The sequence below is a fragment of the Nocardia carnea genome, from assembly GCF_029868325.1.
Classification (GTDB): domain Bacteria; phylum Actinomycetota; class Actinomycetes; order Mycobacteriales; family Mycobacteriaceae; genus Nocardia; species Nocardia carnea_C.
In genome coordinates this window covers 20947-37863 of record NZ_JARWNW010000208.1, presented here as the reverse complement: position 1 = coordinate 37863, position 16917 = coordinate 20947, and the positions used below count along the sequence as shown (strand labels likewise).

Annotated in this window: 16 protein-coding genes; 5 read left to right on the top strand and 11 right to left on the bottom strand. The window is 68.5% G+C overall.

Going from position 1 to position 16917, the window contains the following annotated elements:
• Positions 1-123 precede the first annotated feature (123 nt).
• Both groL and groES read right to left on the bottom strand, forming a co-directional pair.
• Positions 124-1731, bottom strand: coding sequence for a chaperonin GroEL (gene groL, locus QH196_RS17565; RefSeq protein ID WP_280416881.1), 1608 nt, complete (start codon positions 1729-1731; stop codon positions 124-126).
• Between the two features lie 105 nt (positions 1732-1836).
• Positions 1837-2139, bottom strand: coding sequence for a co-chaperone GroES (gene groES / locus QH196_RS17560; protein ID WP_033243423.1), 303 nt, complete (start codon positions 2137-2139; stop codon positions 1837-1839).
• A 508-nt stretch (positions 2140-2647) separates the two neighbouring features.
• On the opposite strand from groES, the gene QH196_RS17555 reads away from it, so the two are divergent.
• The gene (locus tag QH196_RS17555; RefSeq protein ID WP_280416880.1) at positions 2648-4237 is read left to right on the top strand and encodes an Hsp70 family protein; all 1590 of its coding nucleotides are present in this window, start codon (positions 2648-2650) and stop codon (positions 4235-4237) included.
• A 180-nt stretch (positions 4238-4417) separates the two neighbouring features.
• On the opposite strand, the gene tsaD is transcribed toward QH196_RS17555, so the two are convergent.
• The 7 genes from tsaD to QH196_RS17520 form a co-directional block, all read right to left on the bottom strand.
• The gene (gene tsaD, locus QH196_RS17550; RefSeq protein ID WP_280416879.1) at positions 4418-5455 is read right to left on the bottom strand and encodes a tRNA (adenosine(37)-N6)-threonylcarbamoyltransferase complex transferase subunit TsaD; all 1038 of its coding nucleotides are present in this window, start codon (positions 5453-5455) and stop codon (positions 4418-4420) included.
• Positions 5452-5964 carry a ribosomal protein S18-alanine N-acetyltransferase gene (gene rimI / locus QH196_RS17545; RefSeq protein ID WP_280416878.1) on the bottom strand — a complete coding sequence of 171 codons (513 nt, stop codon included), beginning with the start codon at positions 5962-5964 and terminating at the stop codon, positions 5452-5454. Before rimI ends, tsaD begins: the two co-directional genes overlap by 4 nt.
• A gap of 2 nt (positions 5965-5966) precedes the next feature.
• The gene (gene tsaB / locus QH196_RS17540) at positions 5967-6665 is read right to left on the bottom strand and encodes a tRNA (adenosine(37)-N6)-threonylcarbamoyltransferase complex dimerization subunit type 1 TsaB (protein ID WP_280416877.1); all 699 of its coding nucleotides are present in this window, start codon (positions 6663-6665) and stop codon (positions 5967-5969) included.
• 51 nt (positions 6666-6716) lie between these two features.
• Positions 6717-7217, bottom strand: coding sequence for a tRNA (adenosine(37)-N6)-threonylcarbamoyltransferase complex ATPase subunit type 1 TsaE (gene tsaE / locus QH196_RS17535; protein WP_280416876.1), 501 nt, complete (start codon positions 7215-7217; stop codon positions 6717-6719).
• Positions 7210-8229: an alpha/beta fold hydrolase gene (locus QH196_RS17530; RefSeq protein ID WP_280416883.1), complete on the bottom strand. Its 1020-nt coding sequence runs from the start codon at positions 8227-8229 to the stop codon at positions 7210-7212. The genes tsaE and QH196_RS17530 overlap by 8 nt, the downstream gene beginning before the upstream one ends.
• 56 nt (positions 8230-8285) lie before the next feature.
• Positions 8286-9434, bottom strand: a complete 1149-nt coding sequence (alr, locus tag QH196_RS17525; RefSeq protein WP_280416875.1) for an alanine racemase — start codon at positions 9432-9434, stop codon at positions 8286-8288.
• Positions 9435-9808: 374 nt separating this feature from the next.
• The gene (locus tag QH196_RS17520) at positions 9809-11266 is read right to left on the bottom strand and encodes an NAD(P)H-hydrate dehydratase (protein WP_280416882.1); all 1458 of its coding nucleotides are present in this window, start codon (positions 11264-11266) and stop codon (positions 9809-9811) included.
• Positions 11267-11331: 65 nt separating this feature from the next.
• On the opposite strand from QH196_RS17520, the gene QH196_RS17515 reads away from it, so the two are divergent.
• Positions 11332-11742, top strand: coding sequence for a cupredoxin domain-containing protein (locus tag QH196_RS17515; RefSeq protein ID WP_280416874.1), 411 nt, complete (start codon positions 11332-11334; stop codon positions 11740-11742).
• 36 nt (positions 11743-11778) lie between these two features.
• Here QH196_RS17515 and glmS read toward each other — a convergent pair whose 3' ends face one another.
• Positions 11779-13662, bottom strand: coding sequence for a glutamine--fructose-6-phosphate transaminase (isomerizing) (gene glmS / locus QH196_RS17510; protein ID WP_280416873.1), 1884 nt, complete (start codon positions 13660-13662; stop codon positions 11779-11781).
• 36 nt (positions 13663-13698) lie between these two features.
• Between glmS and QH196_RS17505 the strand changes: the two genes are divergently transcribed.
• From QH196_RS17505 to QH196_RS17495, 3 genes are all read left to right on the top strand, one after another.
• Positions 13699-14583: a hypothetical protein gene (locus QH196_RS17505; protein WP_280416872.1), complete on the top strand. Its 885-nt coding sequence runs from the start codon at positions 13699-13701 to the stop codon at positions 14581-14583.
• A 63-nt stretch (positions 14584-14646) separates the two neighbouring features.
• Positions 14647-15300 carry a Uma2 family endonuclease gene (locus QH196_RS17500; protein ID WP_280416871.1) on the top strand — a complete coding sequence of 218 codons (654 nt, stop codon included), beginning with the start codon at positions 14647-14649 and terminating at the stop codon, positions 15298-15300.
• 135 nt (positions 15301-15435) lie between these two features.
• Positions 15436-16626, top strand: coding sequence for an NAD(P)/FAD-dependent oxidoreductase (locus tag QH196_RS17495; protein ID WP_280416870.1), 1191 nt, complete (start codon positions 15436-15438; stop codon positions 16624-16626).
• On the opposite strand, the gene QH196_RS17490 is transcribed toward QH196_RS17495, so the two are convergent.
• On the bottom strand, positions 16623-16877 hold the full coding sequence (locus QH196_RS17490; protein ID WP_280416869.1) for a type II toxin-antitoxin system Phd/YefM family antitoxin: 255 nt from the start codon (positions 16875-16877) through the stop codon (positions 16623-16625). The genes QH196_RS17495 and QH196_RS17490 overlap by 4 nt on opposite strands.
• Positions 16878-16917 lie beyond the last annotated feature (40 nt).

The window sequence follows — 16917 nt, the reverse complement described above, 5'->3', positions numbered from 1 at the left end:
TACCCCCCCGGCGGCGCGCGGCGGCCGATACGACACCGGGCCGTCCACATCCCGCCCAGTGGGTGACCGCCCCGTTCTCTGTGTCCCTACCGGCCCCGGCCGGCGAGCGGCCGGGAACTCGGGTCAGTGGGCGTGACCGTGCCCGTGGTCGTCTTCTTCTTCGGCGGGCTTGTCCACCACGGCACTTTCGGTGGTGAGCACCATCCGCGCCACCGAGGCGGCGTTGATCACGGCCGAGCGGGTCACCTTGACCGGGTCCACGACACCGTCGGTGAGCAGATCACCGTAGGTGAGGGTGGCGGCGTTGAAGCCCTCCTTGCCCTCACCGACCTTGCTCACCACAACGGCACCGTCGAGGCCGGCGTTGCTGGCGATCCAGTACAGCGGCGCCCGCAGCGCGCCGCGCAGCACCTCGGCACCGACGGCCTCGTCACCGGACAGGCCGGCGATCAGGCTGTCGAGCTTGGTACCGGCCTGCACGAGAGCGGTACCGCCGCCGGGCACGATGCCCTCCTCGACGGCCGCCTTGGCCGCGCTGACCGCATCCTCGACCCGGTACTTACGCTCCTTGAGCGCGGTCTCGGTGGCCGCGCCGACCCGGATCACCGCGACACCGCCGGCCAGTTTGGCCAGCCGCTCCTCGAGCTTTTCCCGGTCCCAATCGGAATCGGTGGCCTCGATCTCGCGGCGCAGCTGCGCGCTGCGGGCGGCGATATCGTCCTGGGTGCCGGCGCCGTCGACGATCGTGGTGGTGTCCTTGGTGACCACCACGCGGCGCGCCGAACCCAGCACCTCGAGGCCCGACTCACGCAGGTTGATACCCAGCTCGGGGTTGACCACGGTACCGGCGGTGACGACGGCCAGATCGTCGAGGAACGCCTTGCGGCGGTCACCGAAGAACGGCGCCTTGACCGCGACGGCCTTGAGAGTCTTGCGGATGGAGTTGACCACCAGGGTGGACAGCGCCTCCCCCTCGACATCCTCGGCGATGATCAGAACCGGTTTACCGGATTCGGCGATCTTCTCCAGCAGCGGCAGCAGGTCCGGCAGGGAGCTGATCTTCTCGCGGTGCAGGAGGATCTGCGCATCCTCCAGCACGGCTTCCTGGCTGTCGCTATCGGTGATGAAGTACGGCGAGAGGTAGCCCTTGTCGAACTGGACACCCTCGGTGACCACCAGTTCGGTCTGCAGGGTGGAGGACTCCTCGACGGTGACCACACCGTCCTTGCCGACCGTGGTCAGCGCCTTGCCGACCATCTCGCCGATCTCCTCGTCCCGCGAGGAAACGGTGGCGACCTGGGCGATGGCCTGTTCGCCGCTGACCGGGGTGGCCGCGGCCAGCAGGGCCTCGGAAACCGCGTCGGCGGCCTGGGCCAGGCCCGCGCCGATGGCGATCGGGTTGGCACCGGCCGCGATGTTCTTCAGACCGCCGCGCACCATCGCCTGGGCGAGCACGGTGGCGGTGGTGGTGCCGTCACCGGCCACGTCGTTGGTCTTGGTGGCGACGCTCTTGACCAGCTGGGCGCCGAGGTTCTCGAACGGATCCTCGAGATCGATATCACGCGCGATGGTGACACCGTCGTTGGTGACGGTGGGGCCGCCGAACGATTTGGCCAGCACCACGTGCCGGCCGCGCGGGCCGAGAGTGACCTTGACCGCATCGGCGAGCTTGTCGACACCGCGCTCCAGTGCCCGGCGAGCCTGCTCGTCGAACTGGATCTGCTTTGCCATATGTCTTCGCTCCTGTATCTGGTGCGCTTCGAGTTGTGTGGCACAACGCACTCCGCCCCGGGTCAGCGTTCGACACCGGGGCGGAATGCATGCGCGGCAGTCGGATTACTTGCCGACGACAGCCAGCACGTCGCGCGCGGACAGGATCAGGTATTCCTCACCCTGGTACTTGATCTCGGTACCGCCGTACTTGCTGTAGATGACGGTGTCGCCCTCTGCGACATCCAGCGGGATGCGCTTTTCACCTTCGTCGTCCCACCGGCCGGGGCCGACGGCGACAACGGTGCCTTCCTGCGGCTTCTCCTTGGCCGTATCAGGGATGACCAGGCCGGAGGCGGTCGTCGTCTCGGCCTCGTTGGCCTGGACGAGGATCTTGTCCTCGAGCGGCTTGATGTTCACGCTCGCCACGTTGAGCCCTCCACTTTCAGGGGATAACGGTCGTCCGGAACTGTTGTCCCGGACCATCGATTCGGTCACGATGCTGACCCTGCGCATAGCCCCGTCGTCGCGGGTGCCGGGACCGCCTGCTCAGTAGTCAAGCCTGGCACCGGGCAACAATCGGTGCCAGCTAGCACTCTATACATGAGAGTGCCAGCGCTCAAGGGCAGGCGGTGCCAACCCGCCGATCGGCGGCATTCCCGGCGAAATGATCTTGCTGTCACCAACACGCCACAGAACGCGGCCGCTGGTCGCCGGGTTGGGGCGGACTACGGCGGGTAACCCGAGAGAAACAGGGCTTCCCAATGATTCTCCGACTCTGTAACGTTCGGATAACAGATCGTGGCACCATGGGTGATGGTTGTTCGCGAGCCCACCGCTTCCCGCAGACGGCGGTGGTCTCGTGAACAGCCTCGCCCCATGTCCGGACAGGCCGGCGCGAACGACGAGGTTCCGCTCGAAAGGAGGTGAAGAGAATATGCGTACGTCGCTCGGCATCTCCGCCGGGAACGAGGTGGTGTGCTCCGCACTGGTCACCACCGCGGCCAACGGTGCGCGGAAGTTCGACTACCGGGTCGTCTCGGCGGAGGCACATTCCGACCTCGGCGATCTCGTCGCGTCCTCGATCGAGCTGATGACCACCCAGCTGCCCGGGAGCCATCAGCACGAAGCCGTTTTCGGACCGCATGTTCCCGCCCCCCGGACCTCCGGCCTCGACGTCGTCGCCGAACGCCCGCCCACCGGCGTCGCCGTGGCCTACCGCGGTAAAGAACAGGCCCAGGCGATCCGGATGGCCACCGGCAAACATCGCGAACCGCAACTGGTTCCGGAGACCACCGCGGCGCTCACCTTCCTGCGAGATACCGGCCTGCTGGACCGATACGGCACCGTCGCGGTGATCGACCTCGGCGCTTCCGGCTGCACGGTCTCGGTGGCCGACCCGGCCGACGGTACGGTCCTGCACACCGCCCGCACCACGACGGTCAGCGGGCGCGCGATCGACGATCTGCTGTACCGGCATCTGGTCGATCAGCACTATGCCCGGCGCGGCACCCGGCCCAACCGGAGTGTGCTGATCAACCGGGCGCGCACCGCCAAAGAGCATCTGTCGGTCACGCAGGCCGTCACCATCGACCATATCGCCGGCCGGCCGCTCAAACTCACCCGTACCGATTTCGAACTCCTCGCCGCCCGCCTGCTGCGAGAACTGGCGCGGTTCACCTCGATGACCTTCGGCCTGGCCGACCGGACACCGGAAGCCGTCGTGGTGATCGGCGGCGGGGCGAATATCCCGGCGGTACTGGAAACCCTGCGCAGCGAACTGGATCTGCCCGTCCTGACGGTGCCGGACCCGGATGCCGTGATCGCCAAGGGCGCCGCGCTGCTGGCCGATACCGCCAGCTCCGCCACGCCGATCGGCGCACTCACCCCCGACAAGTCCGGGAACACCCTGCTCAAGGCATTCGGTACGGTCGCCGGCGCGATCGTGGTCGTCGGGCTGATCGTCGGATACGGAGTGAACACCGGCACACCGAATTCCGACGACGAGGTCTCCCCCGCGGGAACGACCAGCAGCGCACAGGTCCCGCCCACCACCACGGCCGCCCCTACCACCTCTGTTGCCCCCACCACCACCGAGGCGGCCCCGCAACCGATCGAAGAACCCGCCGAAACCGGTGCCCCCTACGTACCGACCTACCAGCCCACCTACGAACCGCCGGTGACCACCGAACCCGATACCGGCACGGCACCTTCCACCACCGGCGAACCGACCTCGCCCACCGAGCCGACGACGACGATCACCGGCACCACCTCCCCCACGCCGCCGTCTTCGCAGCCGACCCTGCGCCCGGACCCGAACCTGCCACCCATCCCGTTCCCTGAAGGGCTGGGCCCGGGCGTCCTCGCACCGCCGCTGCCCCTCGAAGACCAACCCACCCCGGACGCACCGTCCACCTCGGACAAGCCCTCCGAGGAAGGCACCCAGAGCACCGAAACCACCTTCCAGGTCACACCCCCGCCGCCCGCGCCGCCACCAAGGCTTCCCGGGACGGGGTCCGCGGGTTAGCGCCTCTGCCCCACGCGGCCCGCGATATCAACGGCCCCTGCGGGTCGCGGCTCGGTCGCCATCGGTTCACCAGTTCCGACCATATCGCTGCGGTATCGGTATGTTCGGATCGCGCCGCGCCGGACAGTGCGGCTGCTTGCGTCGGATGGCGACGTCGGTGCCGCGAAACCGATGGGCCGCTCAGCTCACCTGGCTGACCGATACCGGTAGACCCGGATCGCTCGCCACCGACAGCGGCGAGGCTTCGGCACCGCCGCCGATCACATGGGCACCCAGCGCGGCGATCATCACGCCGTTATCGGTGCACAGCCGCGGTTTCGGTATCCGCAGCGTCAAACCCGCCGCGGCACATCGCTCTTCGGCCATGGAACGGATCCGGGTGTTCGCGGTGGCGCCACCACCGAGCACCAGCGTGTCCACGCCCACATCCTGGGCCGCGCGAACCGCCTTCATGGTCAGCACATCCGCGACCGCCTCCTGGAACGAGGCCGCGATTTCGGGTATCGGCAACTCCTCGACTCCCTGCCGGTGCTGCGCCTCCACGTACCGGGCGACTGCGGTTTTCAGGCCGGAGAAGGAGAAATCGTGGCGGGCGTCGCGCGGACCGGTCATTCCGCGGGGGAAGGCGATCGCCGTCGGGTCGCCGGTGACCGCGGCCGCGTCGAGCGCGGGGCCGCCGGGGTATCCGAGGCCGAGCAGGCGCGCCACCTTGTCGAATGCCTCGCCGGCAGCGTCGTCGACCGTGCTGCCCAATTCGATCAGTGGCCGCGACAGATCCTCGACATGTAGCAGATGCGTATGCCCACCGGAAACCAACAGTGCCACACACGGCGGCATCGGGCCGTGCTCGAGCGTATCCACGGCGACATGACCGCCGAGGTGGTTCAACGCGTAGAACGGGATATCCCAGGCCGCGGCATAGGCTTTGGCGGCCGCCACCCCCACCAGCAGCGCACCCGCGAGACCGGGTCCGATAGTCACCGCGAGGGCGTCGGGAGCGGCGATCCCGGCGGTGGACAGCGCGCGGCGCATGGCCGGCACGATCGCCTCGAGATGGGCGCGCGACGCAATCTCGGGAACCACCCCACCGAAGCGGGCATGTTCGGCGACGCTCGAGGCCACCTCGTCGGCGAGAAGTTCGCAGCTGCCGTCCGGATGGCGCCGCACGATTCCGACGCCGGTCTCGTCACAGGAACTCTCGATCCCCATGACGATCACGACAGCACCCCGTCCGGAGTACGCGGGACGACGCCCGCCGGAACATCTTCCAGCGCGGGGCGGCGCATCGTGTACGCGTCGGCCCCACTGGGGTGGTAGTAGTTCTTGCGCAGGCCGATGATGTGGAAACCGTGTTTGGCGTACAGCGCGATCGCCGGCGCGTTATCGGTGCGCACCTCCAAGAACACCGGCCCGCCGCGGCGCCCGGCCTCGGCCAGCAGCGCCTCGAGCAGAATCGTGCCGATACCGGCGCGATGGCAGGCCGGATCGACCCCGATGGTGTGCACCTCGGCTTCCGGATGCTCGGCATCACCCAGCAGCGCGATCCCCGCGTAGCCGACCATCCTCCCGGACTCGTCGCGCGCGGTGATGTAGCGGTTGTAGCGGGCGGCCAGTTCCGAGTGGAACGATACGGCCTGCCACGGATCGTCCTCCGGGAACAGCAGCTGCTCCAATTCCACGCAGCCGGCGATATCGGCCGGTGCCATGGGTTCTATCCGGATCCCCATCGTCACGCTCCCATCCGGTCGAGGGTGCGGTAGCTTTTTTCGACCGCGTCCGGTCGCCGCAGGTACATCGGAACCAGCGGCTCCGGGGTCGCGCCCGAAAGCAACGCGGGCGCCGCCACCTGCACCAGACCGGCGGGCGACGGGGTCTGCGCGGGCAGCACGGGCAGGTCGAACAATGCGGTATGCGCGGCGGACCCGGCGACCTTGGTGGCGCCGGCGATATCCAGGTCGGCGGGTTTGCCGACCTCGGGTCCGGCGATGCGGCGGCCGCGGTAGCGCGCGGAGTACACCTCGCGGCGACGGGCGTCGGTGACGACCAGCAGTTCGTCGTCCGGTCCGAGTTCACCGGCACAGTCGGCGGCGAGGGCATCCAGGCTGCACACACCGTGCACCGGAATACCCAGCGCATCACCGAACGCGGCGGCGGTGGCCATCCCGACGCGCAGCCCCGTGAACGGTCCGGGGCCGATCCCGGCCACCACTGCCGCGATATCCGTACGGGCGATCCCCGCTTCGGAAATACATTCCAGAATCTGCGGGGTGAGTGCTTCGGCGTGGGCGCGGGCATCGACGAGCGTCCGGACGGCGAGGGTCCGCGGGCGGGCGGTGTCCGGGCTGTTCGCACCGGCCGCCGCCTGCTCCAGCTCGACCAGTCCCGCCGTGACGGCAGGCGTCGCGGTGTCGACAGCAAGTGCAAGCATGATTTGGTCCACGATACCGGGTGACCGACCGCACACGGTGGTGGCGCACGGCTACTCGCCGGGGCCGATGGCCACCCACTCCCAAGTAGCCGTCCGCACTTCGGATTCCGGTTCGCGGGCCATTCGCACCAGTAGATGGCGGCCTGTCAGCCGTTCCACCACACCGCTGCCCCACTCCACCACGACGACCGCATCGTCGAGTTCGGTATCGAGATCGAGGGCATCGAGTTCGTCCAGGCTGCCGCCGAGGCGATACGCGTCGACATGAACCAGCGGCACCGGCGGACCGTCCGCCCGCGGGCCCGAGGGATGGCGGCGGGCGATCACGAAGGTCGGTGAACTGACCCGGCCCCCGACTCCCAGACCCGCGGCGATACCGCGGGTGAGCGCGGTCTTACCGGCCCCGAGCGGACCGTCGAGTACCACCAGATCACCCGCGCGCAGGCCGCTCGCGAGTTCGCGGCCGAGTGCCTCGGTATCGGCGACGGTCGGCAGTTCGCGTTCGCAGCGCCGCTCGGATGCGGTGGGGTGCCTCTCGCTGTGCTCAGCCACCGGCGGCCTCACTCAGATCGTCCTCGCCGACCACCCCGGCGCGTAACAGCAGCCGGTCCAGGGCGGCATTCGTCTCGTCCGGATACTGCAACTGCGGCATATGCGCGCACTCCGGCAGCCGGACGAGTTCGCAATCGGCCAATTCCCGGGCCAGCGCACGGGAATTGCGGAACGGGATCACCAGATCGCGGATACCGCCGAGTACCAGCACCGGAAGATCGCGCAGCACCGGCAGTGCCGCGGCCTCGTCGTGTAATTCGATGGCCTTCAGGAACTTCACCACGGTTTCCACCGGCGTCCGGTCGATCATCATGGTGGTGAACCGCGACAGGGTCGGGCTCACCGGGCCGTGGAACGAGCTCACATGCAGGATCGGCGTGATGATGTGCCGGGCGGTGACCCGTCCGGCCTGCACCAATGCCGGCGCGGTGTGCACGGCCAGCCGGAATCCGTCGATCGCCGGGTTGCGCAGCAGCTGGCCGATCCCGGCGGAGGTCACCTCCGCGGCGGCAGTGGACAACAGGGCGACCGCCCGCACCCGCTGCGCGAACAGGTCACCCGCATGCGCGGCGGCGGCCAGCACCGCCATCCCGCCGAGCGAATGCCCGACCAGGATCAGCGGACCGCGCGGCGCCTTGGCGTCGATCACCGTGAGCAGATCGCGGCCGAGCTGGTTCACCGTGCAGCTATCGGTTTCCGGGGTGCCCGACCGGCCGTGCCCGCGCAGATCGAACAGCACCAGCCGCAGCCGCGACCCCCAGCGTTGCGCCAGATGCCGGCGCTGGAAATGGAAGGACTCCATGCTGTTACAGAAGCCGTGGACGAAAACCACGGTCGCCTCGGCATCGCCGGTGCCCCATTCGCGGGTGGCCAGGCAGACACCGTCGTCGGCGATCACCTCGCCGGCGCGGTCGAGATCGATCAGCGCGAAGTTCTCGTCCCGGTATTCGTCGCGCACCGGCGGCCACAGCACTTTCGCGCCGGCCCGGCGCAATGCGTGCACACCGGCCATGGCGCCCACCACACCGGCCGTGGCCAGGCCGCCGCGTAACAGTGTCGTCCGTGGTTTCACCGCGTTCCTCCCCGATAGCGCCGGTGTACCCGGCCGCGCGGCGCGCACACCACTTCGTAGTGGATGGTGCCGAGCAGATCCGCCCAGTCCTGGGCACGCGGTTCCCCGCGGGTGCCGGGGCCGAACAGGATGGCGGTATCGCCCTCCACCACCCCATCGCTGTTGTCACCGAGGTCGACCACGAGCTGGTCCATACAGACCCGGCCCCGGTTCGGCCGCCGCCGGCCGGCGACCCACACCTCCATCCGGTTGCCGAGGGTCCGGAACACCCCGTCGGCGTAGCCGGCCGGGATCAGCGCGACCGTGGTGTCGGCGGGCGCGATCCACTCGTGGCCGTAGGAAACGCCTTCCCCCGCGGCCACCTCCTTGACCAGCGCCACCTCGGCCTGGAAGGTCATCGCGGGCCGCAGATCGAATTCGCCGATATTCGGAACGGGGGTCAGGCCGTAGACGGCGATCCCCGGGCGCACCATGTCGAAAGCCAGATCCGGCCTGGTCAGGGTGGCCGCGGAGTTCGCCAGATGCACGAGTTCGGGTTCCAGCCCGTACTCCTTGGCGGTGGCAATCGCTTCCAGGAACCGGTCGCGCTGCCGATCGATCACCGGGTGGTACGGCTCGTCGGCATGGGCGAGATGGGAGAAGATCGCGCGGAACCGGACGACGCCCTCGTCGACCAGTTTCCGCAGGTCGGCGAGCACCGTCGGATAGACGAGCGGATCGACACCGTTGCGGTTGAGCCCGGTGTCGACCTTCAGCGTGACGATCGCGCGGCGACCCAGCTCGCGGGCGGCGGCGGCCACCGCTGCCAGCTGTTCCGGCGAGGAGATCCCGATCTCGATATCGGCAGCGACGGCGGCGGCGTAATCGGCGTCACAGACATTGAGCCAGCACAGGATCGGTGCCTCGATCCCGGCGGCCCGCAGCGCCACCGCCTCGTCGATCGTGGTGACCCCGAGTTCGGCCGCCCCCGCGGCGAGTGCCGCCCGCGCGACCTCGACGGCCCCGTGGTTGTAACCGTCGGCCTTGACCACCACCATCACCGCGGCGTCGCCGGCGTGTGCCCGCAGGACGCCCACATTGTGCGCGATGGCATCCAGATCGACGATCGTCTCCACTTGCCCATTCACATCTGCCGATACTGCCATCTCCTCGAATGGTCCGGTTCGATGCCCACCTGCCTATGCCTCACCGACCTGCATCGGCCCGTCCGGTGGCACCGGAGTTCACCGGACACGGTCCGGGCCTGAAAACAGACCGGGCGGCTTATCGTGCAGACCCTTGCCTCTGCTCCGCGGCGGCGGAGCTGCCTCAGCCGGACGTCGTCATCAGCGCAGCGGCGATATCTCAGCTATGAACTTCTTCGGACCCGATGTACCGCCTGCCAAAGCGCGCGAGAAAGCGGCACAGTGAGCAGATTCTCGGCCGATTCTGCGCGACGCAGGGATCGAACCGACTCGGGCGCCGATCTTTTTTGCCATCTCGACGCCGCGGACCCGCCGGCGCCCTGCGAGTTATCGCCTCATGGCGCGGGCGGCGAAGCCCGCAGATACGCGATGGCCTGCGGAAGATGGCGTAGCAGGGGACCTGCCGAAATCGGCGCAGCGCCGGCACCCGCGGCGTGCGCGGCGATATCGGCGGCGGTTGCGTGCGCCCGCGCCGCCGCGGCCGCGGACCATCCGGGTTCCCGGCCCGCGGCGAGCAGAGCACCGATAACACCCGACAGCGCATCGCCGGCCCCGGCTGTTGCCGCCCAAGATCCGCCGGCCTCGTTGACCAGGACCGGCCTGCCGGGTTCGGCGATCAGGGTGGCCCGTCCTTTCAGCAGCACGGTGACCTGCCAGGTTTCGGCGAGTTCACGCACCGCCGCGACCCGATCCGGGCCGGGTTCGCGGCCGGTGAGCCTGGCGAACTCGCCGGCATGCGGGGTGAGCACCGTGGCTGCCCGGCGACCACGGACCAGTTCCGGTTCCTGCGCCAGCAGAGTGAGACCGTCGGCATCGATGACCACCGGCAGATCGGTGGCCAGGATCTCGGCGAGGCGATCGCGGGCGCCGCGGCCGGTTCCGGAGCCGGGGCCGAATACCCACGACTGAACCCGGCCGGTAGCGGCGAGATCGGGGGTCGCGATCACTTCCGGGTACTGCGCGAGGACAGCCGGGCCTGCGGTGCCGGCATAGCGAACCATCCCTGAGGTCGCGGCGACCGCTGCCCCGGTACAGAGCACTGCCGCGCCCGGATAGGTCTCGCTGCCGGCATGCACCCCGACAACTCCCTGCGTGTACTTGTCGTCCTGCGCCCCGGGCACCGGCCAGCCCGCCCCCACTTGCGCCGGTTCCAGCGCGGCGAGCTGCGGGTCCGGCAGCCGTAAACCGATGGGCACCAGCACGATCCGGCCACAACGGGACGCCGCCAGCGCGTGCACCGGTTTCCGGGCACCGAATGCGACGGTGACCGCCGCCTGCACCGCGGGCCCGTCGACCGCCCCGGTATCCGGATCGACACCGCTCGGCAGGTCGGCGGCGATGATCGGAACAGTCACCCCCGCGATGATTCCTGCCGCATCGGGACGCAACGACCCCCGTCCCGATATCCCGACGATCCCGTCCACGACCACATCCGCGCCGGACAATTCCGTAAGGGCCGCAGCAGGATCGGCACATATCCGGCCCCCGGCCCGGCGCAATGCGGCAAGTCCGGCGGTATGCGCTCGTTCCGGCTTCAACAGCACCGCTGTAACCGCCAACCCGCGCCGGCGCAGCATTGCTCCCGCCCACAGCGCATCCCCGCCGTTGTCCCCGGAACCGACCAGCAGGCCCACCTTCCGGCCCGCGATTCCACCACTGCGGGAGCGCAGTTCGGCCGCCACCACCGTGGCCAGCCCGTAGGCGGCGCGCCGCATCGGCTCCCCCGCGGGGACCCGGGTGAACAACTCGGCCTCCGCGGCGCGCACCTCGTCGGCGGTGTAAAAGCCGGACAGTTCGCTCACCGAACACACCTCCGCAGTCGACAGCCAACGACGCCAGCAGACTACGCTTGGCCGTCATGCCCCGACCTCACCGTGCCGCATCGGCCGCCGTCGCCGCACTCACGCTCATGGCGGCCCTGCTGGCCGGTTGCGGATCCGACGAGCCCGCCCCTTCCCACACCGATACGTCGGTCACCGGGTCGGCGGAGAGCACGGAGAACCCGGAGGCGACGGTCACCGTCTTCGTCGAGGAGGACGCTTTCGCACCGGCCGAGATCACCATCACCGCGGGCGATACCGTGTCCTGGCATTTCGACGGCGATATCCCGCACGGTGTCCAGGGCATCGGCGACAAGGCGATGGGCCTGAACAGCCCGCTGTTCGAGGTCGGCGATTGGAGCTACACCTTCACCTCGCCGGGCGAATACCGCTACCTGTGCCCGATCCACCCGGATATGCGCGGAACGATCACCGTCGAGGAAGCCTGACCGGGCGGGCGCACCCGGCCGGCACCGGTCGGGTTCCTACTCCACCGTCACCGATTTGGCGAGGTTACGCGGTTTGTCCACGTCGTAGCCGCGGGCCTGCGCCACCTCGGCGGCGAAGATCTGCAACGGAACCGTCGACAGCAGCGGCTGGTACAGCGTCGGCGCGGACGGGATCTCGATCAGATCGTCGGCGAACGGCCGGACCAGATCGTCACCCTCCTCGGCGATCACGATCGTGCGCGCGCCCCGGGCCTGGATCTCGCGGATATTGCTGAGCAGTTTGGCGTGCAGCACCCCGCGCCCCTTCGGCGACGGCATCACCACGATCACCGGCAGCCCGTCCTCGATCAACGCGATCGGACCGTGCTTCAACTCACCAGCCGCGAAACCCTCCGCGTGCATATACGCGAGTTCCTTCAGCTTGAGCGCGCCCTCGAGCGCCACCGGGTAGCCGACATGGCGACCGAGGAACAGGATGGTCCGCTCCCGCGCCAGTTCCCGGGCGATCGCCCGCACCTGCGGGGCCGTTTCCAGCACCCGGTCCACCAGCTTCGGCATGGCCTCCAGCTCGGCGAACTCGCGAGCCACCTCGTCGGGGTACTTGGTGCCGCGCGCCTGCGCCAACGCCAGCCCGACCAGCAGGTTCGCCGTCACCTGGGCGAGGAACGCCTTGGTGGACGCGACCCCGATCTCCGGCCCGGCGCGGGTGTAGAGCACCGCATCGGATTCGCGGGGAATCTGCGCGCCGTTGGTATTGCAGACCGCCAGCACCCGCGCCTTCTGGCTCTTGGCGTGCCGGACGGCTTCCAGGGTGTCGGCGGTCTCACCCGACTGCGATACCGCGACCACCAGGGTGGAACGGTCCAGCACCGGGTCGCGGTAACGGAATTCGCTGGCCAGCTCCACTTCCACGGGCAGCCGGGTCCAGTGCTCGATGGCGTACTTCGCGACCAGACCGGAGTGGTAGGCGCTGCCGCAGGCCACCACGAACACCTTCTCCACATCGCGGAGTTCCTGGTCGGAAAGGCGCTGCTCGTCCAGCACGATCCGGCCGTCCAGGCCGGGGGTCTGGTCGAAATGACCGATGAGCGTATCGGCGACCGCGCCGGGCTGCTCCTCGATCTCCTTGAGCATGAAGTAGTCGTGGCCGCCCTTCTCGGCGGCGGCCAGATCCCAGTCGATGGTGAACGGCCGGGAGTGCACGCCCTCGGTGGAGCCGTGGAAATCGGTGACGCGGTAGCCGTCGGCGGTGATCACCACGGCCTGGCCCTCGCCCAGCTCGACTGCTTCGCGGGTGTGTTCGATGAACGCGGTGACATCGGAGGCGATGAACATCTCGTTCTCGCCGACGCCCACCACGAGCGGGGTCGAATGCCGGGCCGCCACGATCGTGCCCGGATGGTCGGCGTGGGTGAAGACCACCGTGAACGCGCCCTCGAGCCGCTGCAGCACTCCCAGCACACTGGCCTCGAAATCGCCCGCGGTCGGTCCTTCGGCGTAGGCCCGCGACACCATGTGCACGGCGACCTCGGTATCGGTTTCGCTGCGCAGCTCGACCCCAGCGTCCTCGAGTTCGCGGCGCAGTTCCACGAAGTTCTCGATGATCCCGTTGTGCACGACCGCGACCTTGCCGCTCGCATCCTGATGCGGATGGGCGTTGCGATCGGTCGGCGCGCCGTGCGTGGCCCAGCGGGTATGCCCCATTCCCGTGGACCCGGCGAACACGCCCGGGCCCGCGGCATCCAGCGCCTCTTCCAAATTGCTCAGCCGGCCGGCCCGCCGCTCGATCGCGGCCTGCCCGGTGCCGTCGAGAATCGCCACGCCCGCGGAGTCATAACCTCGGTACTCCATGCGGCGCAAGGCAGCGACGACGACGCCCAAAGCGTCCCGGTACCCGACGTACCCCACGATTCCGCACATGGCTCCCCAGAGTACTTATCGGCTAGCCTTCTCGTCGTGTCGGCGTCTGTGAAATCACTTCTGAGCACTCTGACCAGCCGTGGCCCGCACCGGGTGCTCCGCGGGAATCTGGCCATCGCGGGCCAGCCCGGGGTGGTGTACACGCCCGAGAGCGGCCGCGACCTACCGGCCGTCGCCTTCGGCCACGGCTGGCTCAACGGCGCCGCCAACTACGGCACGCTGCTGGAACACCTCGCGTCCTGGGGCATCGTCGCCGCCGCGCCGGATACCGAACGCGGCCCGCTGGCCTCCCACCTGAACCTGGCCACCGACCTGCTCACCACTCTCGATATCTGCACCGGCGTCCGCCTCGGCGACGGCACCGTCACCGTGCACCCCGACCGGCTGGCCCTCGCCGGCCACGGTATGGGCGCGGGCGCCGCCGTCCTCGCCGCCGCCCAGCGCCGCGTGGCCGCGGTCACCCCGTTGTTCCCGGCCCCCACCACACCGCCCGCCGAATCGGCGGCCCGCGATATCGACACGCCCGCCCTGATCCTGGCCGGCGTCTCCGATATCGACTCCCTCAACTCCAACGCGGTCCCCCTCGCGGCGGCCTGGTCGGGTCCGGTGATCCTGCGCACCCTCGAAGGCGCCGGCCCCAACGGCCTTGCCGAGGGCCGCCGCCTGCTCGCCGCTCTCGGCGGCGGCAAACACGAACCGAAAACGGCCCGCGCCACCCGCGCCCTCCTCACGGGCTACCTCCTGCACGCTCTCCTCGGCGACAAGACCTACGCCGCCTTCTCGGATCCGGAGACGTCGATCCGCCACACCCACGTCATCGATCCCGCGGCCGCACTCCAGGACCAGGAGGAAACCCGCCAGGCCGCCGCGACCCCTGATCCCGCGACGGTGGGCAAACTGGTCCGCACACTCCGCAAGTAGCCACCGCGTCCGGAGCGCCTCTTCTTATACCGGGCATACCTGCATGCCGAATACCATGACGGGATGCCCACGACGGAGGTCAAGCGCCCGGACCTGCCCGAATACCTCACTTGGGAGCAACTCGACAATCTTCCAGAGGAGCTCGCTGCCCAGATCGAACTCTGGGACGGCCGCGTGGTCTGGACGGACCGGGGGCCGTTCGAGCATCAGCAGTACACAGGAACGTTCTGGTCGGCGCTGCGCCGGAATGCCCGCGACGATATGGCCCGCCGCACCGGGCACTGCTGGCAGGTGAGCATGGAAACGAATATTTTCCTGAAGACGTATGACAAATCCGACTTCGTCACCCCGGATTTCCTGATCTTCCGCTGCCTCGAATCCGAATACCAGGACGTTCACGCGAGCGATGTTCTACTCGCAGGTGAAGTCCTGTCTCCCTCCAACACCAAGACCGATATCGAAGCGAAGAAGATCCGCTATGCGGGCAGCGGTATCCCCTGGTACTGGGAAGTGCATCTGGCCCGCAATCCCCGCCGTATCGCGACCGTCCGCGCCTATGTGCTGGAAACCGCACCGGGACAGATCCACGAAGGCGTCCGACCGTTGCACCAGACCAACTATCTCCTCGCCGACGAGTGGACGCCCGCAAATACCACGGCTATCGAGATCGAGCACCCCTTCCCCATCTCCATCCCCTGGGCCGAACTCGAATTCTGATCGATCGCTCGACTCTCTGCACCGCCCGGTCGCAACATCGCCACGGTCGACCAGTTACTGATCCACACCACACCATGTCAGGTTTTCCGAAGCTGCGTTGTCTTGTTTTCGAACCCTCGAAACGAAGGAGACACCGTGAGCAACAACATCGATGTGGTGGTGGTCGGCGGCGGATATGCCGGAGTGATGGCGGCCAATCGCCTGACCAAGCGCGACGACGTGACGGTGACCGTGATCAATCCTCGTGAGGTCTTCGTCCCCCGGCTGCGGTTGCACCAGCTGGTGGGTGGGACCCACGATGCGGTCGTCGACTATCAGGATGTCCTGGCCGAGGGTGTCCGGCTGGTCGTCGACAGTGTGACGCGGATCGATGCCGCCGAGCGCCGCCTGACACTGGCCGATGGCCCAGCGATCGACTACGACTACCTGATCTACGCGGTGGGCAGCTCCGGCGCCGTATCGCGAGTGCCCGGCGCGGCCGAATTCGCGTACCCCGTAGCGACACTCGAGGCGGCGCACCGGCTGCGCTCGGCCCTGTTCGATATCCCCATGACCGCGCCGGTGACGGTGATCGGCGGCGGCCCGACCGGTATCGAAACCGCCGCGGAACTGGCCGAGCAGGGACGTGCGGTCACCTTGGTCTGCGGCAGTGTCCTCGGCCCGTACCTGCACCCGAAGGCCCGGCGGACAGCCCGCAAGTACTTCGCCCGACTGGGGGCAACGGTGCTCGAAGGCCCCGACGCGACCGTCACCGCAGTCACCCGGGACGCCGTCGAACTCGCCGACGGCCGGACACTCGCGAGTGAACTCACCATCTGGACAGCAGGTTTCGATGTCCCCGATCTGGCCAAGCGCAGCGGGCTGAGCACCGACACCACCGGCCGCCTGCTCACCGACGAAACACTGACCAGCGTCGACGACGACCGCATCATCGCGGCAGGCGACTCCTCGGCCCCCTCCAACCTCCCGTTCCGCATGAGCGCCTACACCGCCTACTGCCTGGGCGCCCACGCCGCCGACACCGTGCTACACCGCATCGCGGGCGAACAGCCGGCCCCGATAGACCTCGCCTTCCCCGCCATGTGCCTCAGCTTCGGCCGCGAAGCCGGCATCTACCAGCTCGGCCACAAGGACGAAACCGGTATGCGCCTGTATTTCAGCGGATTCGCGGGAAAGAAACTCAAGGAATTCGCCTGCGAGGCAGGTATCAAACACCTGGCGACCGAAGCACGCAAGCCGGGCTCCCACCGCTGGCTCAAGGACGGCAAACACCGGCCACAACTGCTACAAGCACAGCGCGACAACACGTCAGCACCGATCATCTAGAAATCCGGGACACGGGCCCGGATACGACCGGCGCGGACATTATCTATCGATTCCGCCAGGCGGCACGCATTCGTACGCGACGAAAGAAGGTAAGCGGTCTCTCTCATGGCCTCGTCTTCGCGCAGACTGAACACGACCGCGGGTTCTCGGCCGCCGGACCGTGTGATGATGACCTCGTCGTCGTCCTCGGTAGCGGCGTCGAGAACCGCAGCGGAGTTATCGCAAGCATCGGTGGCAGTCATCGCACGCATGTATCTCCTTGTCAGCGGCCCGGCAGTGATTTCAACTTGC